The following is a 26,995-nucleotide window of genomic DNA, read 5'->3' on the forward strand; positions in this document are numbered from 1 at the left end:
AAAATAAGAGCCCCTGATGATGTTATCTAAAAAATTAATTACAATGAAAAAGTTTATTTTATCTTTAGTACTCATGGCTGTAACAACAAGTTACAGCCAAGAGTTAAACCTACCAGTTTTTACGCAATATTTAGCAGACAATCCTTTTGTTATTTCGCCCGCTTTTGCCGGTATTGGAGATAACCTTAGAATTAGAGCCAACGGTCTTACACAATGGGTGGGTATTAAAGATGCACCGGATAACCAATCGCTTTATGCAGATTTTAGAGTTCTGGATCGTTCCGGAGTAGGTATCTCACTTTATAATGACAGAAATGGTTATACACGCCAAACAGGAGCAAAAGTCTCTTTCGCGCATCATATTATTTTAGATTATTATTCAAAGCAATATTTATCATTCGGAATTTCGTATAACTTTAATACTTTCCGAATTAACACGAATGAGTTTGATACCACAATAGAACATCCCGTTATAGATCCTTCCGTAACAGATAATCGTTATAATGCAAACAACAACTTCGATGTCAGTCTTTTGTATCGTAACAAAGGATTTTATGCCAGTTTGAATGTCAATAATATACTAAAGAAAAATACCGATAAATACAGAGGAGTTGAGCCTAATCTGCTTTCGAACTATCAAGTGTATACCGGTTATGTTTTTAAGGACGGAGAAAACAGCCGCATCGAATACGAACCATCAGTTTACTACCAGTATTTTGCAAGTGACGGACGTTCTACAACCGATTTCAACTTCAAATACAGACGTTACAACCGTTACGAAGACTATTATTGGGTAGGAGTTTCATATCGTTTCCTAAACGATCAGTTCCCAAAGCCTTTATCAGTAGGGCCAATGGTAGGTTTCATGAAATCTAAATTTTATTTTGGATATTCTTATCAGGTAATGTTCAACCAGCTCGGAAACTATAACACAGGAACACACTCCATAACAATAGGTTTCGATTTCTTACAGGCAATTAGTAACTGTCCTTGTACACAAAGTCCGATTCGTGATTAATTAAGCTTTTTAAGCGTATTTAATATATAATTTGTTTTTTTTTATCATTTACATCGTTTTCGTTGTTATAGGTAGGTTATTTTTATTATTTATCAAATTTATTAGTACTTTAAAAGTTATATCTTTGTTTTTCTTTCAAAAAAACTAAAAAATTATCTAATGAAAACTTTAAACAATTTCGATTTTAAAAATAAAAAAGCAATTATCCGTGTTGACTTTAATGTACCACTGGATGAAAATTTTAATGTAACTGATGCTACACGTATCGAAGCTGCAAAACCAACTATTGATGCTATTTTAGCACAAGGCGGAAGTGTAATTTTGATGTCGCATTTAGGAAGACCAAAAGGTGTTGAAGAAAAATATTCTTTGAAACATATTTTGAAAACAGCTTCTGAAATTTTAGGAGTTGAGGTTAAGTTTGCCGAAAACTGTGTTGGAGAAGTAGCTCAGGCTGCAGCCAAAGATTTAAAACCAGGAGAAGTTTTATTGCTTGAAAATTTACGTTTTCACGCAGAAGAAGAAGCTGGAGATGTTGCTTTTGCAAAAGAATTGGCATCACTAGGAGACATTTATGTAAATGATGCTTTTGGAACTGCACACAGAGCGCACGCTTCAACAACTATTATTGCTCAATTCTTTCCAACAGAAAAATGTTTTGGAACATTGTTAGCAAAAGAAATAGAAAGTTTAAACAAAGTACTTAAAAATAGCGAAAAACCGGTAACAGCAGTTCTTGGAGGATCTAAAGTATCTTCTAAAATCACCGTTATCGAAAATATCTTAGACAAAGTAGATCACATGATCATTGGCGGCGGAATGACTTTTACATTCATTAAAGCACAAGGTGGTAAAATTGGTGATTCTATTTGTGAAGATGACAAACAAGAATTAGCACTTGAAATTTTAAGACTAGCTAAAGAAAAAGGAGTTCAGATTCATATTCCTGTTGATGTTATTGCTGCAGATGATTTCTCAAACACAGCAAATACAAAAGTAGTAGATGTAAGAGAAATTCCTGATGGATGGCAAGGTCTTGATGCAGGTCCTAAATCTTTAGAGAACTTCAAAAAAGTAATTTTAGAGTCAAAAACTATTTTGTGGAACGGTCCATTAGGAGTTTTCGAAATGGAATCATTCTCTAAAGGAACAATTGCTTTAGGTGATTATATTGCTGAAGCTACAGAAAAAGGAGCTTTTTCATTAGTAGGTGGTGGAGATTCAGTTGCTGCAGTAAAACAATTCGGATTCGAAGATAAAATGAGTTATGTATCCACTGGTGGTGGGGCTATGCTTGAAATGTTAGAAGGAAAAGTTTTGCCTGGAATCGCTGCGATTTTGGACTAAATTATCACAATTAACATTTTTTTAGATAGTTTACATGCATAAACTGGTTAAGTTTGCAAAAGTAAGGTTTCTGTAATGCTTTGAATTATAGAATTTTAAAAAAATGTTATATGATTGTAAAAAAAATATCAATAGTAGTTTCGGTGTTTTTTTCTATGTCAATTTTTGCGCAGGATGTTGCAAAAACAGATGTTGAAATTAAGCCAATTGTAAAGATATCCTATTTAGATTCTGTTAAGAACTCATTCAAAAAAGACGAAATGGCAACCAGAGTTGACAGTCTTTGGATGAATGAATTAGTAAGTTTAGATATTTATGATGACTTAACAAAAGACATTCAAACCATCAACACAGATGTTACAGTTGATGAAGAATTGCCAACAGAATTGTTGAAACAGCGTTTGAAGGCAATGAATGGCAAATCACCATTTAATATTGAATACAATCAAGGTTTAGAAAATATAATAAAGTCATTTCTTAAGAATCGTAAAAAATCGTTTTCCCGATTAATGGCTTTATCAGAATATTATTTCCCAATTTTTGAAGATGCTTTTGCCAGACAGAACGTACCTTTAGAAATTAAATATTTAGCCGTTGTAGAATCTGCTTTAAATCCTAAAGCAGTTTCTAAAATGGGCGCCACCGGAATTTGGCAATTCATGTACGGAACAGGTAAACAATATGCCCTGAAAATAGATTCGTACATTGATGAACGCAGCGATCCTCTTAAAGCTACAGCCGCAGCATCTGAATACATGACAAAAATGTATAACATTTTTGGAGATTGGGAGCTTGTTCTCGCTTCATACAATTCAGGACCCGGAAATGTTACCAAAGCAATTCGTCGTTCCGGAGGAAAAACAAGTTACTGGGACATTCGTAACCATCTTCCAAAAGAAACCCAAGGTTATGTTCCCGCTTTTCTAGCTACAATGTATCTTTTTGAATACCATAAAGAACACGGAATCAATCCGCAGAGAGCCGTAGTTAAAAACTTTGAAACAGATACAGTTCAGATTAAAAATCAAATGTCATTCAAACAAATTGCAGATTTGTTAGACATGCCACAATCTCAGATACAACTTTTAAATCCTTCATATAAATTAAATGTAGTACCATTTTATCAGGGAGAACCGCATTATTTGCGTTTACCCAAAGATAAAATTGCAACGTTTGTTTCCAATGAGGATAAAATTTACGACTACGTAGCCTATCAATCACAAAATAAAACGTTACCGGCTCAATTGGCTTTAAAAGTTGCCCCTAAAGCACATGCAAGACCAGAGAGAACAATCGATACAGATTTAAAATGGTACAAAGTTAGAAAGGGTGATAATTTAGGTACCATCGCAGCAAAGTATAATGTGAATATTATCGATTTGAAAAAATGGAATAACCTTAAAACAAATTCCGTTGCACTTGGAAGAAGCCTAAAGATTAAATCAGATATTGATGCAGTTGTTAAAAATCCAAAAGAGATAAAAGCAACACTTGCAATCGAGAAAAAATCAGAAGAAGCAATTGCTGCAGTTGATGACAAAGACAAAAACAATACACACTCGCAAGAATATGTTGTTGCGGCCGGAGATAATTTAGGAAGCATTGCTAAAAAATTCGGTACGACTATTGCTGATCTAAAAGAACTAAATAGTCTGACTTCAAATAATATTGGTTTAGGTAAAACATTGGTAGTTGCCAAAGCAGTTCCTGAAATTATTGAAGAAAGTGCAGTAACTACTGCAATAGCTTCCAGTTCTTCGATTGATTCATTCAGGAAAAAAGCGACTTCAGCCAAAGACCTTGCAGAAGATTATTACGTTAAAAAAGGAGATTCGTTGTATAGTATTTCTAAAAAATATCCTGGAGTTACCATTTCAGATATTAAAAAATGGAATAACATTAAAGACGGAGAAATTAAACCAGGAATGAAACTTAAAATAAACGGATAATAAAAAATCTTACATAAATTTGGGTTTTATTTCATAAATTAAGAAAATGAATAAAACCCATTTTTTATTGCTGTTAATTCCGTTTATGGTCATTTCGTGTTTCAGGAACGAAAAGCAATCCCAGCCAGTATCCGGCAAAACCAACTCGATCTCTATCATTATAGACGATCAATTGTGGTATGGAGAAGTAGGCGATAGTATCCGAAATAAATTTGCTTCACCAGTTCTGGGACTCACCCAGGAAGAACCATTATTTACCATAAATCAATATCCGGCGCGTTTACTCGAAGGTTTCGTGACCGATAGCCGAAGCATTATAGTAGTTAAAAAAGCCAATACAGATAAATTCGAAATCACCCACAGTAAATCATTACCACACAATACATTTCGTATCTACGGCAAATCTGTCGATGATATTATTTGCAGCATCGAACTAAACTCTGCGCAAATAATCAAAATGATTCGTGACGCAGAGATTCAAAAAGTCCAGGAAGACAATAGCAAATCGCTATTAAACCCTACGATCATAAAAAACAAATTCCATATCGACATCCAGATTCCAACAGGTTACGAATACATGTTGCATAAAAAGAACTTCATCTGGTTAAAAAAAGATATAATCAGTGGCAATACAAGTTTGCTTATTTACCAGATACCCTTACGTAATTTTAAAAAGAGCTCAAATGTTGTTGGTAATATTATCAAAATGCGTGATTCTGTGGGAAGTTATATCAAAGGACGTGAACCAAATACAAAAATGATTACCGGTGAAGCTTATGCGCCTTATTTTTCGACCATTACTTTAGATGAAAAAAAAGCATATGAAACCAGAGGAAACTGGGAGTTAAAAAATGATTTTATGTCTGGCCCATTTATCAATTATGCAATTGTAGACGAAAAATACAATCGAATTTTAGTTATCGAAGGATTTTGTTATTCCCCATCCAATCAGGAAAGAGACTTAATGTTCGATCTGGAAGCCATTATAAAATCAGTCAAAATTGATAAACGATAAAATTCTAATTGGCTTAAAATCATTTTGAAATGGAGAAAAGAGAATAGAGAAAAGAGAAAAGAAGATGGAGAATAGAAAATAGAAGATAGAGAATAGAAATAAAAAATAAGGAATAAACAGAGAATGGAATTAAAATGGAAAATAAAGCCGTTTGAGGCTTTAACGGTTCATGAGTTATATAATTTACTCCAACTAAGAAGTGAGATCTTTGTAGTCGAGCAAAATTGCGTTTATTTAGACCTTGATGGAAAGGATAAGAAAGCATTGCACCTAATTGGCGAATATGATGGTAAAACAGTCGCATATGTGCGCTTATTCGATGCCGGAATTAGTTTTGATAATGCTTCAATAGGCAGAGTTGTAGTAGATGCCAATTTTCGCGATAGAAAATGGGGACACGATTTAATGCGCGAAGCCATAGCAGCCATAAAATCGAACTTCAATAATGATAAAATTACCATTGGTGCTCAATTATACTTAAAGAAATTCTACGAAAGCCATGGATTTGTTCAGACCAGCGAAATGTATCTGGAGGACGATATTCCGCATATCGAGATGGTAAGAGCATGATTTATTATTAGCTAGATTAATAGATCCTGAATCTAAGCGGTTGAAAAACAAAAAAGCCTATATTAACGTTTAGTCAATAAAGGCTTTTTTGTTTATTATGTTTTTTAATTTACATCTTCAAAATCGACTTATACTCCGTCTGATTATTTAAAACATTAACGGCTTTCTTAATCTCCGAATTGTTTTTAATGTAAAATTGATATAAACCTTCCTGATATTGGTATCTCTTGATTAATTCTTCCTGAATCAGATTTCTAATTTCCTTTTGGTTTTTATCCAGTAAAGTAGTTTCACTTTTTTCCAAAGCAGCTAATAATTGCTGATATTCCGGAGCGATAGTTTCGTCAATTTTTTCGTTTTTAGCAGCAGCCAAAGTGTTTTTCAGGGCAACTTCGGTTTCCGTATCAAAACTTATTTTATTGGTTTTTAAGTACTGCTTAAAACTTGCATAATCAGCGTCAGAGACTGTTGGGATCTTATCTCCCAGATTCTGGTTTTTATAATAATACGTTGTAGCGTAATCAAAGATTCCGTCATTTTTTAATAACGCAGTCGTAATTGGACTTGTTTTCGCTTCGTCTAATTCGATATCCGGCAAAACACCGCCGCCGTCATAAACCGTTCTTCCTTTTCTGGTCTTAAAAGCATTGAAGTTTTTAGCATCCGTTTTTTGAGCCACACCGTTTTTATCTTTGTGTGCATAATCTAATGCCTGAATACAACGACCTGAAGGAGTATAATAACGGGAAATAGTAACTTTTAGCTGCGTTCCGTAAGTTAGATCAACAGAACGTTGAACCAAACCTTTACCAAAACTGCGGCTTCCTAAAACCACCGCGCGATCTAAATCCTGCAAAGCTCCAGAAACTATTTCAGAAGCAGAAGCGCTTCTTCCGTTTACTAAAATCGCCAGCGGAATTTGGGTATCCACAGGTTCTTTAGTCGTCTTATAAGTATTGTTATGTTTCTCAATTCTTGATTTTGTAGTTACAATTACCTCATTCTTCGGAACAAATAAATTACAAATATCAATGGCTTCATTAAGTAAGCCACCAGGGTTTCCTCTTAAATCAAGCACGATTTGTGTGGCGCCGTCAGCTTTTAATTTTTCAAGTGCGTCTTTTACTTCATTGGAAGCTTTTCGACTAAAATGTGCCAAAACAATATAACCTGTTTTATCGTCGATTTTTCCAAAGAACGGAACCGATTTTATATCAACTTCATCCAAAATCAGTGTTGTTGTAAAAGGTTTTCCCTGACGAAGGTATTTGACCTGAATTTTAGTGTTTTTAGTTCCTTTCAGCAATTGAGAAGCATCATCCTTAAAATCAGCGATTAAAACATCACCAATCTGAATAATTTCATCACCCGCTTTAAGTCCGGCTTTATCAGCAGGATAATTTTTATAAGGTTCACGAACCACTAAGCGATCTTTCTTTCTGGATATCAGAGCGCCAATTCCGGTATATTCTCCCGTATTATTAATCTTAAAATTAACAACATCCTGTTCATTAAAATAAACTGTATAAGGATCTAAACTTCCCAACATGCTTTTTATGGCTTTATCCATCAAATCGCCGGGATTTGTCTCGTCGACGTAATTGGTATTAACCGCTTTGAACAATGTAGTAAAGATTTCGATTTGTTTCGCAATCTCAAAAAAGTCGTCTTTGAAACTGGTTCCAATAAATAAAAACCCTGCCGCAACAGTTGGTATGATGAATTTCTTTTTGAAATAAGGATACATGATTATTTTTTTTTTCTTTTAAATCTCTTTCTAATAAAATAGGCGAATATGCAAAATACTATAATAAATGGCCAAACACTAATGATCGATATTAAAAATTCTGACAGACTATAAAATCCGGATTGAATCGCCGCCCAGATTTTTGATCCGTACGAGGTTTTAACACCTTCTTTTTGAGCAATAGTTTTGTAGAATTCGATGGTAACAGTGCTTTCAGAAACGCGGCTTTCCAGATATTTCAGTTGTCCTTGTTTAGCCTCAATCTCTTCACGGATTGTCGAAATTTGTTTTTCAATTTCTAAGATCTCACTAATTTTGGTTGCTTTTTGAAGAATCTGAAGATAGCGTTCTTCAAGTTTTCGTTTCGTATTTAATCTCGAAGTAAGGTCAATGTATTGTTCAGTAACATTTTGAGAAGAAATATCTTTTCTTTCAAAATAAGAAACACCTTTTGAAATAGCATTTATAAAAGCATCGAAGTTTTGACTTGGAACACGAATAGTTAGATTTCTATAGATGTTGTTGTAATCTTTACCTTCAGAATCATTCTGAATCGTTGCTTTATTTAAAGTAACAGCACTTTGAATTCTATTGAAAGTATCTTCTAAATTATCGGTTTCAAATCGAAGAGAAGCCTCTTTAATAATTTTTTGTGGAATTTCAGGAGAAGCGGGAGCAGCCATTTCATCTTTTGCATCTGAACTGGCGGCAGATTCATTTTTTGGAGGAAGCTTAAATGAACTAACAATCAAATTAGAAGATGGTTCTTCGTGTTTATTACAACCTGAAAGGGTCAAAAGGACAAAAAAGAAAAAGAAAATATATCTCATATCAATTTCAAATTAAATCTAAAACTACAATTTTTTTATATTCCTAAGTCTAATTTGATAAGAAAGTTGAGGCCGAAGGATTACAAATCATTTTTATTTTCAGAATCAACAGGTTTGTTTACCTGCAGAAGGAATTTTTCAAACAACTGAATTGTTTTGGTATTGATTTCTTCGTACGATAATTTTTCTTTCGTCTGATAAAAAAACATTATAGAATACGGTTGCTGAATATTGTCTAAGAGTAAATGTTTATTCAATCGGTACGTTTCTCTTAAAACACGCTTGAAATAATTGCGATCAACGGCTTTTTTAAAATATTTCTTAGAAACCGATACGCCCATTTTGATTTTTTCATCAGCATCAGCTTCCGCTTGACGGTAAACCAAACGTAATGGATATTTAGAAACTGATTTTCCATCAGAAAACAGTAAATCAATTGTCGTTTTGCTCTTTAAGCGTTCTTTTTTTGGGTACGTAAAGTTCATTTAATTCAGAAAAAATTTGCAATTTTATAGTGCAAAGGTACAATTAAACAATAAAATGGTTATTGTTTTCGATTTTTATACGGCTAAAAATATATTTATTACTTTTGGGCATTAATTTTTTAAGCATGCAAAAAATAATTTCCTATCCAATATCTGTAATCTACTATCTAATTTTTAGTTCGTGTTTGCTTGTATTTCATCCAATACAGTGGATTTGCCTAAATGTTTTTGGCTATCAGGCTCATAAAAAAAGTGTTGATTATTTAAATTTCTGCCTTTTAAGATGTACAAATCTGGTAGGAACAACCTATAAGGTCGAAAATAGAGAAACAATTCCAACAGGAGTTCCTATTATTTTTGTTTCCAATCACCAAAGTATGTATGATATCATTGCAATGATTTGGTATTTTAGACGTTTTCATTGTAAATTTGTAAGCAAGAAAGAGTTAGGTAAGGGAATTCCTAGTGTGTCTTATAATTTGCGTCACGGAGGATCAGTGCTAATCGACCGTAAAGACCCAAAACAAGCTATTCCGGCAATTAAAGGTTTGTCTGAATATATTGAAAAATACAAAAGGTCTGCCGTTATTTTTCCTGAGGGAACGCGTAGTAAAACAGGAAAACCTAAAGAGTTCGCTCAAAATGGTGTAAAAATTCTGTGTAAATATGCGCCTTCTGCGTATATAGTACCGGTAAGTATCAATAATTCATGGAAAATGGTAAAATTTGGCCTTTTTCCTGTAGGTTTAGGAAATCATCTTACCTTTACCGTGCATAAGGCTTTGGCCGTAAAAGACTATGACTTTGCTGATTTAATGGCGATGACAGAGAAGGCAGTTGTAGAAGGAGTAAACGAGTATAAATAGATTTTTTGTTTCAGAAATTTAACTAAAACAGAAATCCCAATCTAAAATAAGTAATGTCTATAAAAAACATTAGATTAGAAGTAATGCAGTTTTTGGAAAAAAACGTGGATAGCTTCGTTGAACAGTATTTAATTCCAGTGGAAAAAATTTGGCAGCCGTCAGACTTTTTGCCTAATTCTGAAGGAGAAAATTTCTTTGAGGAGGTAAAAGAGTTACGTGAAATTGCCAAAGAATTGCCATATGATTTCTGGGTAACGCTTGTAGGTGACACAATCACTGAAGAGGCTTTGCCAACTTATGAGTCGTGGTTAATGGATGTGGAAGGAATAAATCAGATAGAAAACGGTGGAAACGGATGGTCTAAATGGATCAGACAATGGACAGGTGAAGAAAACCGCCACGGTGATTTATTGAATAAATACCTGTATTTGTCCGGTCGTGTGAACATGCGTGAAATCGAAATGACAACACAGCACCTGATCAACGACGGTTTTGATATTGGAACTGGATCTGACCCATACAAAAACTTTGTATACACTAGTTTCCAGGAATTAGCAACTTATGTTTCGCACAATAGAGTAGCCCAAATGGCTAAGAAATTTGGTGATAACAAGTTGTCTAAAATGTGTAAAATGATTGCTGGTGACGAAATGCGTCATCATCATGCGTATAGCGAATTTGTTACCCGTATTTTTGCGGTTGATCCAAGCGAAATGATGTTAGCGTTTCAATACATGATGAAACAAAAAATCGTTATGCCGGCTCACTTTTTAAGAGAATCAGGGCAAAAGATAAGTTCAGCTTTCGAACAGTTTTCTGATTCTGCACAACGTATTGGAGTTTACACTGCAAACGATTATGTAGATATTATGCAGAAATTAATGGATAAATGGGAAATTGATAAAATGTCAGGTCTAACAGACGATGCCGAAAAAGCACGTGATTATTTGATGAAATTACCAGGTCGTATGGCAAGAATTTCGGAGAGATTAGTAATTCCGCAAGAATCACATATCTTTAAATGGGTAGAACCAGCGAGATTGTAAAAATTTTAGATTACAGATTTCTGATTTTAGATTTAAAATTGATTTTTGCAATTGATATTTGATATTACCATTTAAAAACATATTGTTGATTGTTGAGGTTGAAAAACTTTGACAATCAACATTTTTTATTCCATAAGGATTTCCGAAAGAAGAGATTAAAATAATCTGCGCAAATCCGTTTAATCCGCAAGATCCGTGTGCTATTAATCACGCAGACAAATACATACATTATGAGTAATTCTGATTTAATAAACAAAACAATTGCCTTCGTAAAAGAAAAACTAAATGACGCCGAAGGCGGACACGATTGGTTTCATATTGAGCGCGTGTATAAAAATGCACTTTTAATCGCAAAAGATACGGATTGTGATTTACTAGTGGTTCAGTTAGGAGCTTTGCTCCACGATATTGCAGATAGCAAATTTCATAACGGAGATGAAACTATTGGACCAAAAACGGCACGTTTGTTTCTGGAATCTGAAAGTGTTTCGACAGCCATTATTCAGCATGTGGTTAATATTATCGAAAACATCTCATATAAGGGCGGAAATTTCGAAAAGAAGTTTGCCTCTGTAGAATTAGATATCGTTCAGGATGCGGACCGTTTAGATGCAATAGGAGCGATTGGAGTAGCAAGAGCGTTCAATTATGGCGGATTTAAAAACAGAACCTTATATAATCCGGAAATTGCGCCAGTCACCAATATGACAAAAGAAGAATACAAAAAGAATAATGCGCCAACAATAAATCATTTTTACGAAAAGCTGTTACTCTTAAAAGATAAAATGAATACCGAAACCGGAAAACAAATCGCTGCCGAAAGACATCGTTTCATGGAGTTGTTCCTGGCGCAGTTTTATGCTGAGTGGGAAGGGGTTAAATAAGTTTTTCAGTCTCAGTCTCAGTTTTCAGTAATGGAAAATGGCTTCAAATTACGAAGCCATTTTTTATTATTATTCGTTTAACTTATTGTTTAAAGTAGTTATAATTTTTAGTTTATCAATTATGGTAAGTAAAACAAAGATGGCTATTAGAATGAAAAGAGATGTAATGGCAATTATTGCAAAATATTTTATTGTCCATTCAAGAGCCACTTTAGTTCTGTGCATAAAGCTGATACTTTTTTCTGTTGCTCCCTCGTACATCGAAAATCGTACAGTACAGAATTCATTTTCGGTATTAAAATTTCCAAGTTCAACTCCCAATCCCTGCAATTGCTCTTCGACTTCTAAAATTTTATCGTTCAGGGAAATGAAATCTGCAATTTGTCCGCCTTTAGATTTTAATTCAGTCAGCGATTGAAGCATTTTTTCAATCGAAATCTTTTTAGCGTTTAGTTGGCGGTACTCATTTGTTTTGTCAACTTTAGTGATTTCAGTGTCTTTAAGCACCCCGATTTTTTGAAGTTCAAGATAAAAATCCTCGAATTTTGCCGGATTTATTCCAATAAGAAGGTGAATTTGCCTGTTGCCTTTTTGTCCCAGGTTTTGTTCGTATTGAATAATGGCATTGTATGATTTTGTTTTTGCCTTGATAAGACTTTCATCTTTATCAAATTCAGATGTTTTTGCTTTAATCGAAGCCGTCTTTTCAAATTTTTGGCTCGACGCCATATTCGATGGAGCCTGAATATTATCACCCTTCATTGCAATTTTTTCTGAAGCGTAATTTTTTCGGAGATTGTCAATACTTCCAAAAAAATTATCGCTGTAATCATTGCGTGAAGTTGAATCAGCTGCTACGTAACCATACAGAATTCTGAATGCAAATAATAAAATAAAAAGTCCGGCGGACCATTTACTTAATTTTAAAAATCTTGATCTAAAGTTTTTTGCCATCTGAGCGAGTTTTAATTGTTAGTCTTTGTTTCGGTTTATTAAACGAATCGAAAGTAGCAACTTTTAAACTTCCGCCAGCATTTTTTATAAATATTTTTACTATTAAATTTACGGATCAATAATGATTGAAATAATAGAGTTGGTGTCAGTTTTAGTTAGAGTTTTAGCAATAAAAAATGGCTTCAGATTATGAAGCCATTTTTATTATGTATTTAGTTTTTGAATTCTATTTCTAGATATAACTTTGTAAACTTTTCGCGCAGCAGGACTTGCAGATATTGCAAAAAAGCTTTGCGATCCCGAAAGCTATCGGGATTGTGTAACTTTGAACCTTCTTTTATGAACATCCACAGTTCCCGTCACCACAGTCTTTTTTCTTTTTAGATTTCCAAAAGAACTTTCTAATCAAAAAGCCAACGGCGATAAATAGTATGACAAAGGCAATAATTTCTTGTACCATGATCGTTTATTTTAAAAGTTGATACGCAAAAAGCGCAACAAAATAAGCAAGACCACTCATTAAGAATAGCTGCATTGCAGGCCATTTCCAGGAGTTTGTCTCCTTTTTTGTGATTGCAAGCGTACTTGCACATTGCATAGCGAATGCGTAAAAGAGTAATAATGAAATTCCAGAAGCAAAATTGAAGATTTTCTGACCCGTTTCCGGATTTATTTCATTTTGCATTTTAGTTTTAATTGTTGTTTCGTTTTCACTGTCTCCAACACTGTAAATAGTGGCTAGTGTTCCCACGAAAACTTCACGGGCAGCAAACGAACTGATGATGGCAATTCCTATCTTCCAGTCATAACCCAAAGGAGAAATAGCCGGTTCAATTGCTTTACCCATAATTCCGATATAGGAATTCTCTAATTTCTGAGAAGCTACTTCATTTTCAAATTCAGTTTCGTCAAGCGGCGTATTTACAAATCTTTCTTTTACGATTTCTTCAGCTTCGTTAAAATTTTTTCCTGGTCCGTATGACGCTAAAAACCATAGAATAACAGATATTGCTAAGATAATTTTACCAGCACCAACAACGAATGCTTTTGTTTTCTCGACAACATTAATAGCAACGTTCTTGAAAAGAGGTAATTTATAACTTGGCATTTCAACAACGAAATACGTTTTAGCACTTATTTTTAATATTTTATTTAAGATATAAGCAGAAAGAATCGCTGTTCCAAAACCTAGTAAATACAACAACATCAAAGCCAAACCCTGCACATTTAGAAAGCCAAAAAGACGTTCGTCCGGTATTACCAATGAAATAATAATAGTATAAACAGGTAATCTCGCAGAACAAGTAGTAAACGGAGTTACCAAAATAGTAATCAGACGCTCTTTCCAGTTTTCGATATTTCTAGTTGCCATAATTGCCGGAATGGCACAGGCAGTTCCTGAAATTAAAGGCACGACACTTTTTCCGGAAAGCCCAAACTTGCGCATTATTTTATCCATCAAAAAGACAACACGGCTCATATAACCACTTTCTTCGAGAATGGAAATAAATAAAAACAGAAAAGCAATTTGTGGTATGAATATAATAACCCCGCCAATTCCCGGTACAATTCCTTGCGAAAGTAAATCAGTAAGAATTCCGCTTGGCAATTCCTGAGCAACCCAACTGCTTAAAGAAGCAAAAGTGCTGTCGATGAAATCCATTGGAATAGTTGACCAGCTGAAAATCGACTGGAAAATCAAAAACAAGATGGCTAAGAAAATAACATAACCCCAAACTTTGTGCGTTAAAACACGATCAAGTTTAGCCCTGATGTCGTTTGCCATCGAAGCATCAACTTGTAAACCCTGTTTCAAAATATCGTTTATAAATTGATAACGTTTTATCGTTTCCTTTTGTTGTAAACGCTTTAATTCTGAATGCGATTTAGTAAAAGTACTTCTGATTTCATTTCGGTCTAAATTCAAAAAGTTCACATCCTGAGTAATCACCAACCATAATTTATATAATAATTGATTTGGAAATGCTTTTTGTAAACTCACAAAATAGTCTTCATCGATAACCGATGCATTCAAACAAGGTTCGTGAGGAATCGTTTTATAAGAAACAATTAATTCTTTTAGCTCCTCGATCCCATGACCTTTGCGGGAACTTACTAAAGCAATTTTAGTTTTTAGTTTTTCTTCTAAATAAGGAATATCCAAAGTAATTCCTTTACTTTCCATACGGTCTGACATGTTTATAACAAGAATCGTAGGGATTTCAAGATCTTTTATTTGAGTGTAAATCAGTAGATTTCTTTTCAGATTTTCAACATCTGTTACTACTACCGCTACATCAGGATATAATTTGTCGTTTTTATTCAGTAAAAGTTCGATTACCACACTCTCGTCCATAGAACTTGCGTTCAGACTATAAGTTCCTGGTAAATCCAGAATGTTGGCTTTGCTGTTGTGAGGTAATTTACAGAATCCGATTTTCTTTTCGACAGTAATTCCGGGATAATTCCCTACTTGTTGGTTTAGACCTGTAAGCTGATTAAAAACAGAGGTTTTTCCAGTATTTGGATTCCCGATAAGGGCAACATTGATATTTTGAATGCTCATTACAAATTGTTTTTGATAAGTTCAACTTCAATTTCACGAGCAGTTTCAACACGAATGGCCACGTGTGAACCATTAATATCCAAATACAATGGATCTCCAAAAGGAGCAATTTGAAGCAATTCGACTAAGTTGCCCGGCAAGCAGCCCATTTCTAATAATTTTAGAGGAATAAGATCGATATCAAAATCTTTGATAATGGCTTTCTCGCCTTTTTTTAGAGTGTGGATAGTATTTTGCAAAGCTTATTTAGATTGAATTTAGATTGCAAAAGTAGGCAATTATTCTTTATTCAAAGGCATTTAACACTTTTCTAAATGCTAAATGTTTCTAAAAATAAGGCATTTTACTCTTTACATAGGAAATCGATGTCTTCTAAAAGACGTTTAATTTCTTCTTTATTCGTTCCGTCATAAAAACCGCGAACACGTCGTTTTTGATCAACCAAAACAAAATTCTCTGTATGTACCATATCATACAATTGATCAGGGCGACCTAGTTTTACCGCCAGATATGATTTTCTGGCCATTGTATAAATTTCTTTTTTATCTCCCGTAACTAAGTTCCATTTACTGTCAACAACATGATGTTTTATGGCATATTCTTTAAGGACCGGAATACTGTCTACTTCAGGAAAAACAGTGTGCGAAAGTAACATTACCTTCGGATTGTTCAAAATAGCTTTTTGAACCTCTTCAAGATTTGTTGTCATTTTTGGACAAATTGAGCCGCAAGTCGTAAAGAAAAAGTCAGCTACATAAATTTTACCTTCATAATTCTTTTGGGTAATCGTATCTCCGTTTTGGTTGACAAACTTAAAGTCAGCAATAGTGTGGTACTTACTTTTGTATTGCACCGTACTGTCGACCATTTCAGGATTTACATCAGCAGGATTGAAAATTGGCAATGTTTTTTGTGGCTTTAAAGCCGAATAAAATAAGGATATGGTTACAGCTGAAAATACAATAAGAACAATAAAAAATTTGCGGTATTTATATAGAAAGGATTTCATAAAAACAATTTGGCGCAAAAATACAAAAAGCACATTTTAAAAAGGTAACTAACTCTTATTTTTAACAGGATAACAAATTGAGAAAAAAGTTTTTGCCATGAATTTCACGAATTGTCACGAATCAGATTGGCTTAAGACGATGTTTATAAATGCTGATATATAAATTTTAAGACAAAACAATAATTAATTCAAGTTGCAACTTAATCATGTGTAGTCCCTAAGGGACAATATTGTTCTTCCAATTATTTGTTACCAATATGTAATCTCTACGAGATATAATTTTGCGGTATTTATCTACTATGAAAAAGGAATCTTGTAAACAGGATTGATCGTATATAATCCGTTAGGATTTAAATATTGATAACCAGACAGTTACCAGATAAAAATATCCCGTAGGGATTATACTTTCATATCTTAACCAGCTCATTTACTGAATTGTTAAAAACTAGCAACTTGAATTAATTAGCGATAATTAGTGAAATTCGTGGCAAAAACTTTTAAACTTTATTTTTTCTAATAGATTTATTTACCAAATAAACACCTGTTAATGTAACACCTGCGCCAATTGCAACTGCCTTTGTAAGTATTTCTTCAAAAATAAAAGATCCTAAAACCATAGCCACAATTGGATTGATGTAAACATAAATACTGCTAATTTCTGTTGGAAGATTTTTTAATGAATAGATAAAAGCGATAAAAGTTAAAACCGAACCAATAATAACTAAATAAGCAATTGCCCACCATGAAGGCAGTGGGATTTCAGCAAGTGGAATATTATTTCCTGTTGCTTCAGTAATTCCAAATAAAAAGACACTCGAGATCAGCATCTGTAATCCTAAACTAAAATAAGGGTTAAAACTTGCTGCTTTTTTCTTTGTTTGTAAAATTCCAAAAGCCCATGAGATAGTAGCTACAGTCATTAAAAGAATCCCGAATTGAAATTCTGGTTTTAATATATCAGCAATATAATCGATAAAGAGAATACAAATACCTCCAAAACTAACTAAAATTCCAAGCAAAGCCACACGTGCAATTTTATAACCGTTAAAAAAATTAATAATAATGATAAAGATGGGAAAAAGCGCAGTAATTATAGCGCCTAATCCACTGCTCATATATTTAACGCCCCAGGTACTTAAGCCATTACTAAGCATAAAATTTAAAATTGCTAAAACCAATATTGTTCGCCATTCTTTTCCTTTTGGCCACGGTTCCTTTTTTATAAAAAAATAACCTACATATAAAATCCCGGCCAAAAATTGACGAATGGTTACCAATTGCAAAGCCGGCATATATCTAACCCCTTCTTTAGAAGCCAGCCAGGTTGTGCCCCAAAAGAAACTCACCCAACATAGCGCCAATATTGGTAATCCAATTGCATCTATTCTTCCTGAAACGGCACTTTGTATTTTTGCTCTCACTTTTATTTAAATTCTTTGTAACAAATATTCCAAAAACTATTCTAATATTCATTTAAAAACCGGTTTTATATACATGAAAATATTCGATCATAATCATTAAAATGTTATGATAATTCGTTTTTGATGTGATTATTTCAAAAATTTTAACATAGGATTTCGAATATTAGGAATACGTTTGTAGTAAAGACCAAAAAACTTAAATTTAAATGAAAAAAAATCTTAGCAGACCTTTGTTCTGCGCATTTTTTGCAATGGCTTCATTTACAGTTGTTGAAGCTCAAAATGCAACTCCAAAAGAACCCGGTATTAATGTGTCGTACATGAATACAAAAATTAGCCCAGGTCAGGATTTTTTCCAGTATGTAAACGGAACCTGGCTGGATCAGACTCAAATTCCAAGTGATCGTACAACATGGGGAAGTTTTAATGAGCTGATCAAGAAAACAGACAAAGATGCGATGTCTGTTTTGAAAGAAGCGTCCCAAAATCCAAAATACAAATCGGATACAGATCAGGGAAAAGCAGTTAATTTATTCTCAACTATATTAGATACAGTAGGAAGAAATAAAGTTGGAATAACTCCTTTGCAGCCTTATTTTAAAAAGATCGATGCTATTAAGAACATCAGTGATCTTCAAAAGTATCTGACTGAAATGCAAAAAGAAAAGAATGTTCTTTTTTTCGGAATATATATTGGAGCTGATGAAAAAAACAGTTCTAAAAATTCAGTAAGCCTTGGAGTAAGCCAATTGGGATTACCGGACAAGGATTATTATGTATCTGAGGATAAGGATTCTAAAGAGAAACGTGCAAAATATGTGCTACATGTGGCAAAAATGATGCAGTTTATTGGTGAATCTCCTGCCAAAGCAAAGCAAAGTGCTGAAGGTATTTTAGCCTTAGAAACACAATTATCAAAACCAAGATTAGATCGTGTAGAAAGCAGAGACAGTCGTTTGCAATACAACCCAATAACGGTAGCTCAACTTCAAAAGTTAACGCCGGCTATTAAGTGGGATGCTTATTTTACCGGTATTGGTTTGGCAAAGTTAGATACAGTAGTGGTTATGGAACCAAAGTATATGAAAGCTTTGCAAACTGTTTTTACTGAAAATAAGGTTGCACAGTGGAAAGAATATCTGAAATGGGATTTGTTAAATTCATTTTCGACAAAATTATCTACAGACATCGAAACAGTTAGTTTTGATTTTTACAGTAAAACATTAAAAGGTGCTATAAAACAATTGCCTCGCGAAGAAAAAGCATTGAGGGTTGTAAATACAAGTATTGGTGAAGCACTTGGAAAATTATACGTAGAAAAAGTATTTCCTGCTGAAGCAAAAACGAAAGCAACCGATATGATTCATAATATCATTCTGGCGTACCAAAATCGTATTAATAATTTGACCTGGATGTCTGCAGCTACAAAAGTAAAAGCGATTGATAAGTTAAAGAAAATCAGTATTAAAGTTGGCTATCCGGACAAATGGAAAGATTATTCAGCACTTGAAATTAAAAGTGTTGCTGATGGAGGAACTTATTTTGAAAATTCCCGCAATTTAGACAAATGGGAATTTAACAAGGGAATCGAAAAATTACACAAGCCAGTTGATAAAACAGAATGGGGAATGTCACCACAAACTGTAAATGCTTATTACAATCCATCTTATAATGAGATTGTATTTCCAGCGGCAATTTTACAACCTCCGTTTTACAATTATCAGGCGGATGAAGCTGTAAATTATGGCGGAATTGGAGCTGTAATTGGTCATGAAATTTCTCATGGTTTTGATGATTCAGGAGCACGTTACAATGCCGAAGGAAATTTAGTAGACTGGTGGACTCCGGAAGATTTAAAACAATTTACAGTACTTGGTACCGCTTTGGCAGATCAATATAGTGCTTTAGAGCCTTTGCCGGGAATTCATGTAGATGGTAAATTTACTTTAGGTGAAAATATTGGCGATCTGGGCGGAATCAATGCAGCTTATGATGGTTTGCAATTGTACTTAAAAGCACATGGAAGTCCTGGATTAATTGACGGATTTACGCCTGAACAGCGTTTCTTTATTTCATGGGCAACCGTATGGAGAACTAAAACCAGAGATGAAGCATTAAAGAATCAGGTAAAAACAGATCCGCATTCACCTGGAATGTACAGAGCAGTTGTGCCAATTCAGAATGTAGATGCTTTTTACGATGCTTTTGGCATTAAAAAAGGAGACAAAATGTATGTGAGTCCAGAGAAAAGAGTTAAAATCTGGTAATCTGTTCAAATAAGAAAACGGCGCTGATGATGCGCCGTTTTTTATTTACCTAACCGAAGGATGATTTACTGTTTTTTTAATTAAAGATTATCTCAGAAATCACGAAATTAATTAGTGAGGAATTTTAACATAGAATTCAAAATAATAACAATATGTTTGTATATATACTAATACTATAAATAAAAATGATAAAACAGCTTAACAAATCTATGTTTTGTGCATTTTCAGCAATGCTTTGTTGCGTAACAATCGAAGCACAAAATGCAAAACCAAAAGAACCGGGTATTAATCTTGCTAATATGGATACGAAAGTAAGTCCGGGACAGGATTTTTTCCGTTATGTAAATGGAGCATGGTTAGACAAAACCGAAATTCCAAGTGACAGAAATTCCTGGGGAAGTTTTAATGAACTACGTCAGAAGACAGATAATGATGCACTTGCCATCTTAAAAGAAGCATCAAAAGATCCTAAGTACAAGTCGAATACAGACCAGGGTAAAGCAATTGCTTTGTTCAATACGATTATGGATACTGTAGGGCGTAACAAAAGAGGTATTACAGAACTTCAGCCGTATTTGAAGAAAATTGATGCAATTAAAAATGTTACCGATCTTCAAAATTTCTTTGTCGAAATGCAACCTCAGGGCGGTATTGGTTTCTTTGGTGTTTATGTTGGCGCTGATGCAAAAAACAGTAATAAAAACTCTGTAAATGTAACCCCTGGAGGTTTAGGATTATCAGATAAAGATTATTACAACGCTGATGATAAAGACTCAAAAGAAAAACGTGAAAAATACGAAGTACACGTTGCAAGAATGTTACAGTTTATTGGAGAATCTCCGGCAAAAGCAAAAGAAAGTGCTAAACAAATCTTAGCGCTTGAAGTTGAATTGTCTGCTCCAAGATTGGATCGTGTTGAACGCAGAGACCGTAGAAAACAATATAATCCAACTGCTGTTGCTGATTTAAAAAAGAATACACCTTCGATTCAATGGGATAAATATTTCGCCGGAATCGGAATGACAAAATTAGATACCGTAAATGTAGCGCAGCCACGTTATATGATTGCTTTAGAAAAAACATTTTCTGAAAAGAAAGTACAAGCATGGAAAGAGTATTTGAAATGGTCTATATTGAACAGAACGGCTTCAACTTTGACTACTGATATCGAAAATGCTAATTTCGATTTCTACGGAAAAACATTGACAGGAGCGTTAAAACAACGTCCTCGTGAAGAAGTAGCCTTGCAGGTAATCAACGGTCCAACCGGAGAAGCTTTAGGAAAATTGTACGTAGAGAAATTATTTCCTGCTGAAGCAAAAGACAAAGCAAAGAATATGATCGCTAATGTAATGTTAGCTTACGAAAATAGAATCAATGCATTGCCTTGGATGTCTGCAGAGACTAAAGTAAAAGCAATTGAAAAATTGAAGAAACTGACCATTAAAATTGGATATCCTGATAAATGGAAAGACTATTCTAAACTAGAACTTAAAAATGTTAACGAAGGTGGAACTTATTTTGAGAATTCTAAGAATATCTCAAAATGGGCTTATGCCGAAAATCTTGCTAAATTGGGCAAACCGGTTGATAAAACAGAATGGGGAATGTCTCCACAAACTGTAAATGCTTATTTCAATCCGTCTTATAACGAGATTGTTTTCCCGGCAGCAATTTTACAACCTCCTTTCTACAATTATCAAGCTGATGAAGCGGTTAATTATGGTGGAATTGGAGCTGTTATAGGACATGAGATTTCTCACGGATTTGATGATTCTGGTGCACGCTACAATGCTGATGGAAATCTTGTTGACTGGTGGACTGCTGATGATTTGAAACAGTTTACAGCGCTTGGTACTAAACTTGCTGATCAATATAGTGCTTTGGAGCCTTTGCCTGGAATACACGTAGATGGTAAATTTACTTTGGGTGAAAACATTGGTGATTTAGGTGGAATTAACGCTGCTTACGATGGATTACAGTTGTATTTGAAAGCAAATGGTAATCCGGGATTAATCGACGGATTTACGCCGGAACAACGCTTCTTTATTTCATGGGCTACTGTCTGGAGAACTAAATCGAGAGATGAGGCTATAAAAAGCCAGGTTAAAACGGATCCACATTCACCTGGAATGTACAGAGCAGTTGTGCCAATCCAGAACGTAGATGCTTTTTATCAAGCTTTTGGAATCAAAAAAGGAGATGCAATGTATGTTGAACCTGATAAGAGAGTTAAAATCTGGTAATATCAAACCATAAAAAAACGGCGCTAATTTTAGCGCCGTTTTTGTTTTTATGTGTTATTGAATTGCGATATAAATAGCAACTTCTGCATTTTTTGGGTCTTGGGTTTTCTCTCCGTAAACTTCAAAATCTGCTGTAAAACTGCGATCTAAATCTGAGTTCCAGATTTCGAGCCATTTATTATAAACAACTCCTTCAGACAAATTTCCTTTAGCAATAAGTTCTTCATATTCTGCTGACTCAATTATTTTGCCAATCATGTTTTCAGGTATGAAATCTAAACTTTCAACTTTACATCCTAAAATAGTGGTGTATGGCTGGGTGTGATCTTTTTCATAATCTGTATAAATGCAAAAGAGCTCTTCTGAAATTTTACCCGGAATTTTATACTGAATTTCTTCAGAGATAAATTTGTTCCAAAGCGCAGGAATATCTTCTGCTGATTTACCGTTTTCATTTGTAGTTCTTACCGGAATACCAATTACACTGAATTTTTGAATTTTCATTTTACTTCATTTTGGTTAAGCCGCAAATTTAAAATGATCCAATGACAACAGTATGTCAGCAGGAATTATAAAATTAGTTTAAATGACTGTAGATATACGATTCAATTGCTTTTAATTCTTCGTCAGACATGGCTTTCGTGATCGGAAAATTAGTTTTCATAACTGCAAATTGATCCGGATCAACGATTGGATCTGCATTTCCTTTCAGGAAAGTTACAATATCACCTTTTTTGTCTTTATAAATTTTAGCAATTTCCTTAATACTTGGGCCAATTATTTTTTGATCAGCCTGATGACAGGAAGCGCAATTTCCTTGTCCTTCAAAAATTTGTTTTCCTAAGGCTTCCGGAGTTTTGGCTTCTGCCGAATGTCCTTCGGTATAATTTTCTGTTCCATTTTCAACAGGATGCTCTGTTGCTTCTTTTTTACAAGAAGCCAAAGCTAAAACGGCGGATAAGAATAATACTTTTTTCATGATTATTTATTTAAAAGTAAAGCAGCTTCCTTAGCAAAATAAGTAGAGATAATACTGGCACCTGCGCGCTTAATGCAATAAAGTTGCTCTATCATAATTTTGTCATGATCTAACCATCCTCTTTCTGCTGCGGCCTTTACCATAGCGTACTCACCAGATACCTGATAAACTGCAACAGGCACATGAACAGTATCTTTTATCTCGCGAACAATGTCTAAATAAGCAATTCCCGGTTTTACCATAACGATATCAGCACCTTCTTCAACATCCAATAAAGCTTCTCGAATTCCTTCAATTCGGTTCGCATAATCCATTTGGTATGTCTTTTTATCTTTTGGGATATTTTGAGAATCTACCGGAGCAGAATCCAAAGCATCACGAAAAGGGCCATAAAATGCCGAAGCATATTTAGCGCTATAACTCATGATTCCCACATTGTGATGTCCGTTTTCTTCCAGCGCTTTTCTGATCGCCAGAACACGTCCGTCCATCATATCACTTGGCGCAACAAAATCAGCTCCTGCTTCAGCATGACTTAAACTCATTCTGGTCAAAGCATCAACAGTAGCATCATTAATTAACTGACCGTTTTCGATAATTCCGTCATGACCATAAATCGAGTAAGGATCTAAAGCTACATCCGGCATAACAATCATTTCCGGAACAGCATCTTTAATAGCACGAATAGTCTGTTGCATCAAACCATCTTTATTCCAGGCTTCAACACCTTTATTATCTTTAAGACTGTCGCTTACTTTTACATAAATATTTACCGCTTTGATTCCTAAATCCCAAGCTTCTTTTACTTCTTTGATGGTGTTGTCTAAGGAATGTCTGTAAATTCCCGGCATTGACGGAATAGCGACTTTTACATCTTTTCCTTCGGCAACAAACATTGGAAGCATAAAATCTTGTGGGCTCAAACTTGTTTCACGAACTAAAGAACGAATAGATTCATTAGTTCTTAAACGGCGGTTTCTTTGTAATGGGAACATAATTCTAGATTTTAGATTTTAGACTTCAGATTAATCTGATTTTTCCTAAATACAGATTGATTAATCTTTGTTTCTAAAATGCTGTTGTTTTTTCTTTTTTTGAAGATTCTTTACTTTTTTTATAAGTGTTGCAAAGTTAAAGAAAAATCAACAGAATAAGGCGATTAGCAAATAGTAGAATCCGTTAATATTATCTAAAAATTTGCAAATATTAAATTTCGCGCTAGCTTTGCAAATTCAGGAAAAATCTTATTTTTTAATAATTAAATTGAGGTGGATTCTACTATGGTTTTTAAAAAATAAAATTAAATTTGCCCAATGAAGAAAATTCTCGCATTATGCTGTTGTTTACTTTTGACAAGTTGTTTCGAAATAACAGAACGAATCAAACATCACGATGATCAGAGTGGCGAGTATACACTGATGGTTGACTTTTCGAAATCGTGGTTCAAAACAAAATCAGCGATTTGGCTTGAAGAAGTCGATGGTGTAAAAATCCCGAACGAACAGGAAATTTCTAAAAAACTCGAAGATTTCAAAGTAAAAGCTTTAAAAATTGACGGTATTACAAACGTGACGACAAAGACTGATTTTGAAAATTACGTTTTCATCATCAAACTCAATTATGCCAGTATCAAAGCACTCAACGCCGTTGTCAATACAATAAACAATCAAAGCGATCAGATTCATTTTGCAAGTACTGCTAAAAACTTCGAAAGAATTGCCTCGTATCCAATTCCCGAAAAGCTGATAAAAGATCCTAAGAAAAAACAAGATCTTGAAGCCGCTAATATTATTGCCATTTATACTTTCGATAAAGACGTACAGTCCGTGCAAAATCCGAACAGTAAAATTTCACAAAACAAAAAGACCGTATTTTTAAAGCAAAGCATGTACAGTGTGCTTAAAAAATCGGCATTAATGAACAATACAATCCAATTAACACCCTGATTTATGAAGAAGTTTTATACTTTCATTTTATTATTCGCCATGCATTTGACTTTTGGTCAAACCAATCAAAAACAATACGATTATTTTGTGCAGTTTAACGGAAACCAGCTTTCTAAAAAAGTAAATATTGCTGATATTCTGAATCATCCGCTTATAAGCAAATACAAAGACGGCCCATCCAATCTTGATTTGGCGCAATATGCATCCCTCTTTCAAACAGATCAAAAGTCAACCATTCACGGAAACTTCACAGATAGTATCCCATATTATCAGGTTACTATTCCCATAAAAAATAAAGAAGCTGTTAAACAGTTTTTTATTCATCAGCATACAGATTCAGTTGGACCTCCCATAATTCAGGATTTCGGTAAATATGTTGTTTATACTAAAAAAGATCAAAAAATATCATTTGCCTGGAACGATAATTATCTGGTAATTGTAGAATTTACCAAAAAGTATGTCTCAGACAGATACAAATGGGATACTACTGCAGTAGATTCTGTCTCAGTTGACGAACCTTATGAAGAAATTGCTGTGGGATCAGTAGAATCAAATGATAAAAAAGTAACAGAAAGCGATGATGCTGAAGAAGAAGACGAAGAGGAGTATACCGGAACGTCTAATGCGGATTATGAGAAAGCCAAAGCAGATTTTGATTATTTGCAGGCAGAGCAACAACATCTTTTTATTAAATCATTATTCGAAAATGGTTTTATTGCCCCAAATTCAGATAAAATAAATGCAGCGGCAGATATTTCGTCATGGTTAAATTACAGTTCGGCAATGTCTACTCTAAATTCTTCGTATGGCGCTTTATCGCAGCTTAGCAGTTATAACAAATTTCTACCCATGCAAAATAATTTTGGGAAGCTGGTAAAAGGAATAAACCTTGATTTTTATTTTGACAACGATAATGCACGTATCGAAGAAGTAGTTGAATATTCGCAACCAATGGCTTCAATTGTCGAAAAAATGACGAATAGAAAAATAAATAAAAACATCTTTAATTATTTTCCGGATGAAAAACCATTGGGATATATGTCATATCATCTCAATAGCAAAGCGGTCATTGAAAATTTCCCGTCACTAACGGCTGAATTATTTCAAAGTCCAAAGCTCCTTAAAGAAGATATAACCCTTGTGACTGATTTGATTTCGACAATAATTGATGAAGAAGCCACAGCAACGCTTTTTGATGGGGATTTAAGTATGTTTTTCTATAACATGAAAGAAGTTGAGGTTACAACAAAATCGTACGGCTATGACGAAAATTATGAAGAAACGGTAACCGAGCAAAAAATAAAAAAGAGTATTCCTTTATTTTCAGTCGTTTTTACGTCTACGCATCCTACATTTGGTGATAAACTCATCCAGTTGGGAGTTCGCAAGAAATTATTAGTTCAAAAAGGCGACTATTATCAAATAGCCGGAACTGAAGAATATGGCACACTTTTTATTAAAAAAGACAAAGATGTTGTTGTAGTTGCGAATACGCTTGATTATTTTAATACAGGAAAAGGATCTTTTGCTAAAGAAGCAAAAAATGCCTTAAAGAAAAATTATATCTCCGGAAAACTGAATCTTGCCGGATTAGCGAATGTTTATAACAGTACCGGTGAAACTAGAAAAACTCAGTTGAATAAAATAAAAAGAATAACTCAGCAGTTTAATGATATCACAATTGAATCGCCTAAAAAGCTGATTGATAATAAATTGGTTTTCGGGTTTAAATTAAACGCAGCAAAATCAGATAAAAATATTATTCTACAAACCTTGGATTTAGCTGAAGAATTAAGCAAATAATCTGTAAAAAGGTATAAAGCGAAAATCCCCAAGAGAAGATCTTGGGG

At 34.1% G+C, this 26,995-nt stretch carries 24 protein-coding genes; 12 read left to right on the forward strand and 12 right to left on the reverse strand.

Annotated features, from left to right (window positions below; translation table 11 throughout):
* The first annotated feature begins 43 nt into the window (after positions 1-43).
* From ACQKCJ_RS00800 to ACQKCJ_RS00820, 5 genes are all read left to right on the forward strand, one after another.
* A complete protein-coding gene (locus ACQKCJ_RS00800) occupies positions 44-1,018 on the forward strand; it encodes a PorP/SprF family type IX secretion system membrane protein (protein ID WP_271336713.1) in 975 nt (324 codons plus the stop codon).
* A 159-nt stretch (positions 1,019-1,177) separates the two neighbouring features.
* Positions 1,178-2,365: a phosphoglycerate kinase gene (locus ACQKCJ_RS00805; protein WP_427401153.1), complete on the forward strand. Its 1,188-nt coding sequence runs from the start codon at positions 1,178-1,180 to the stop codon at positions 2,363-2,365.
* Positions 2,366-2,475: 110 nt separating this feature from the next.
* A complete protein-coding gene (locus ACQKCJ_RS00810) occupies positions 2,476-4,314 on the forward strand; it encodes a LysM peptidoglycan-binding domain-containing protein (RefSeq protein WP_427401154.1) in 1,839 nt (612 codons plus the stop codon).
* 46 nt (positions 4,315-4,360) lie between these two features.
* A complete protein-coding gene (locus ACQKCJ_RS00815; RefSeq protein ID WP_427401155.1) occupies positions 4,361-5,329 on the forward strand; it encodes a DUF4837 family protein in 969 nt (322 codons plus the stop codon).
* 123 nt (positions 5,330-5,452) lie between these two features.
* On the forward strand, positions 5,453-5,899 hold the full coding sequence (locus ACQKCJ_RS00820) for a GNAT family N-acetyltransferase (protein WP_427401156.1): 447 nt from the start codon (positions 5,453-5,455) through the stop codon (positions 5,897-5,899).
* 109 nt (positions 5,900-6,008) lie between these two features.
* On the opposite strand, the gene ACQKCJ_RS00825 is transcribed toward ACQKCJ_RS00820, so the two are convergent.
* The 3 genes from ACQKCJ_RS00825 to rnpA form a co-directional block, all read right to left on the reverse strand.
* A complete protein-coding gene (locus ACQKCJ_RS00825; protein WP_427401157.1) occupies positions 6,009-7,646 on the reverse strand; it encodes a S41 family peptidase in 1,638 nt (545 codons plus the stop codon).
* 2 nt (positions 7,647-7,648) lie between these two features.
* The gene (locus ACQKCJ_RS00830) at positions 7,649-8,476 is read right to left on the reverse strand and encodes a DUF4349 domain-containing protein (protein ID WP_427401158.1); all 828 of its coding nucleotides are present in this window, start codon (positions 8,474-8,476) and stop codon (positions 7,649-7,651) included.
* Between the two features lie 80 nt (positions 8,477-8,556).
* Complete coding sequence (gene rnpA / locus ACQKCJ_RS00835) at positions 8,557-8,961, reverse strand: ribonuclease P protein component (protein ID WP_427401159.1); 405 nt, start codon at positions 8,959-8,961, stop codon at positions 8,557-8,559.
* Between the two features lie 125 nt (positions 8,962-9,086).
* On the opposite strand from rnpA, the gene ACQKCJ_RS00840 reads away from it, so the two are divergent.
* The 3 genes from ACQKCJ_RS00840 (at position 9,087) to ACQKCJ_RS00850 (ending at position 11,757) form a co-directional block, all read left to right on the forward strand.
* Positions 9,087-9,827, forward strand: coding sequence for a lysophospholipid acyltransferase family protein (locus tag ACQKCJ_RS00840; RefSeq protein ID WP_427401160.1), 741 nt, complete (start codon positions 9,087-9,089; stop codon positions 9,825-9,827).
* Positions 9,828-9,880: 53 nt separating this feature from the next.
* Complete coding sequence (locus ACQKCJ_RS00845) at positions 9,881-10,873, forward strand: acyl-ACP desaturase (RefSeq protein ID WP_271336700.1); 993 nt, start codon at positions 9,881-9,883, stop codon at positions 10,871-10,873.
* Between the two features lie 230 nt (positions 10,874-11,103).
* Positions 11,104-11,757: an HD domain-containing protein gene (locus ACQKCJ_RS00850; RefSeq protein WP_427401161.1), complete on the forward strand. Its 654-nt coding sequence runs from the start codon at positions 11,104-11,106 to the stop codon at positions 11,755-11,757.
* A 69-nt stretch (positions 11,758-11,826) separates the two neighbouring features.
* On the opposite strand, the gene ACQKCJ_RS00855 is transcribed toward ACQKCJ_RS00850, so the two are convergent.
* The 6 genes from ACQKCJ_RS00855 to ACQKCJ_RS00880 all read right to left on the reverse strand — a co-directional run bounded on the left by ACQKCJ_RS00855 (position 11,827) and on the right by ACQKCJ_RS00880 (position 17,707).
* Complete coding sequence (locus tag ACQKCJ_RS00855) at positions 11,827-12,711, reverse strand: DUF4349 domain-containing protein (RefSeq protein ID WP_427401162.1); 885 nt, start codon at positions 12,709-12,711, stop codon at positions 11,827-11,829.
* A 337-nt stretch (positions 12,712-13,048) separates the two neighbouring features.
* On the reverse strand, positions 13,049-13,171 hold the full coding sequence (locus ACQKCJ_RS00860) for a FeoB-associated Cys-rich membrane protein (protein ID WP_276598342.1): 123 nt from the start codon (positions 13,169-13,171) through the stop codon (positions 13,049-13,051).
* A 6-nt stretch (positions 13,172-13,177) separates the two neighbouring features.
* Complete coding sequence (gene feoB / locus ACQKCJ_RS00865) at positions 13,178-15,277, reverse strand: ferrous iron transport protein B (RefSeq protein ID WP_427401163.1); 2,100 nt, start codon at positions 15,275-15,277, stop codon at positions 13,178-13,180.
* On the reverse strand, positions 15,277-15,516 hold the full coding sequence (locus ACQKCJ_RS00870; RefSeq protein ID WP_264525774.1) for a FeoA family protein: 240 nt from the start codon (positions 15,514-15,516) through the stop codon (positions 15,277-15,279). Before ACQKCJ_RS00870 ends, feoB begins: the two co-directional genes overlap by 1 nt.
* A gap of 104 nt (positions 15,517-15,620) precedes the next feature.
* On the reverse strand, positions 15,621-16,286 hold the full coding sequence (locus ACQKCJ_RS00875) for an SCO family protein (RefSeq protein ID WP_427401164.1): 666 nt from the start codon (positions 16,284-16,286) through the stop codon (positions 15,621-15,623).
* Between the two features lie 497 nt (positions 16,287-16,783).
* A complete protein-coding gene (locus ACQKCJ_RS00880) occupies positions 16,784-17,707 on the reverse strand; it encodes a DMT family transporter (RefSeq protein ID WP_427401165.1) in 924 nt (307 codons plus the stop codon).
* Positions 17,708-17,913: 206 nt separating this feature from the next.
* Here ACQKCJ_RS00880 and ACQKCJ_RS00885 point away from each other — a divergent pair, with 206 nt between their 5' ends.
* Both ACQKCJ_RS00885 and ACQKCJ_RS00890 read left to right on the forward strand, forming a co-directional pair.
* Positions 17,914-19,974, forward strand: coding sequence for a M13 family metallopeptidase (locus tag ACQKCJ_RS00885; protein WP_427401166.1), 2,061 nt, complete (start codon positions 17,914-17,916; stop codon positions 19,972-19,974).
* Positions 19,975-20,159: 185 nt separating this feature from the next.
* The gene (locus ACQKCJ_RS00890) at positions 20,160-22,220 is read left to right on the forward strand and encodes a M13 family metallopeptidase (RefSeq protein ID WP_427401167.1); all 2,061 of its coding nucleotides are present in this window, start codon (positions 20,160-20,162) and stop codon (positions 22,218-22,220) included.
* A gap of 54 nt (positions 22,221-22,274) precedes the next feature.
* Here ACQKCJ_RS00890 and ACQKCJ_RS00895 read toward each other — a convergent pair whose 3' ends face one another.
* The 3 genes from ACQKCJ_RS00895 to hemB all read right to left on the reverse strand — a co-directional run bounded on the left by ACQKCJ_RS00895 (position 22,275) and on the right by hemB (position 24,194).
* Positions 22,275-22,724, reverse strand: coding sequence for a GyrI-like domain-containing protein (locus ACQKCJ_RS00895; RefSeq protein WP_427401168.1), 450 nt, complete (start codon positions 22,722-22,724; stop codon positions 22,275-22,277).
* A 73-nt stretch (positions 22,725-22,797) separates the two neighbouring features.
* Positions 22,798-23,199 carry a c-type cytochrome gene (locus tag ACQKCJ_RS00900; protein WP_427401169.1) on the reverse strand — a complete coding sequence of 134 codons (402 nt, stop codon included), beginning with the start codon at positions 23,197-23,199 and terminating at the stop codon, positions 22,798-22,800.
* Between the two features lie 2 nt (positions 23,200-23,201).
* A complete protein-coding gene (gene hemB / locus ACQKCJ_RS00905; protein WP_427401170.1) occupies positions 23,202-24,194 on the reverse strand; it encodes a porphobilinogen synthase in 993 nt (330 codons plus the stop codon).
* Positions 24,195-24,512: 318 nt separating this feature from the next.
* Here hemB and ACQKCJ_RS00910 point away from each other — a divergent pair, with 318 nt between their 5' ends.
* Both ACQKCJ_RS00910 and ACQKCJ_RS00915 read left to right on the forward strand, forming a co-directional pair.
* The gene (locus ACQKCJ_RS00910; protein WP_427401171.1) at positions 24,513-25,145 is read left to right on the forward strand and encodes a hypothetical protein; all 633 of its coding nucleotides are present in this window, start codon (positions 24,513-24,515) and stop codon (positions 25,143-25,145) included.
* Between the two features lie 3 nt (positions 25,146-25,148).
* On the forward strand, positions 25,149-26,948 hold the full coding sequence (locus tag ACQKCJ_RS00915) for a hypothetical protein (RefSeq protein WP_427401172.1): 1,800 nt from the start codon (positions 25,149-25,151) through the stop codon (positions 26,946-26,948).
* Positions 26,949-26,995: the final 47 nt, after the last annotated feature.

Source organism: Flavobacterium sp. NPDC079362 (assembly GCF_050267765.1).
Classification (GTDB): domain Bacteria; phylum Bacteroidota; class Bacteroidia; order Flavobacteriales; family Flavobacteriaceae; genus Flavobacterium; species Flavobacterium azizsancarii.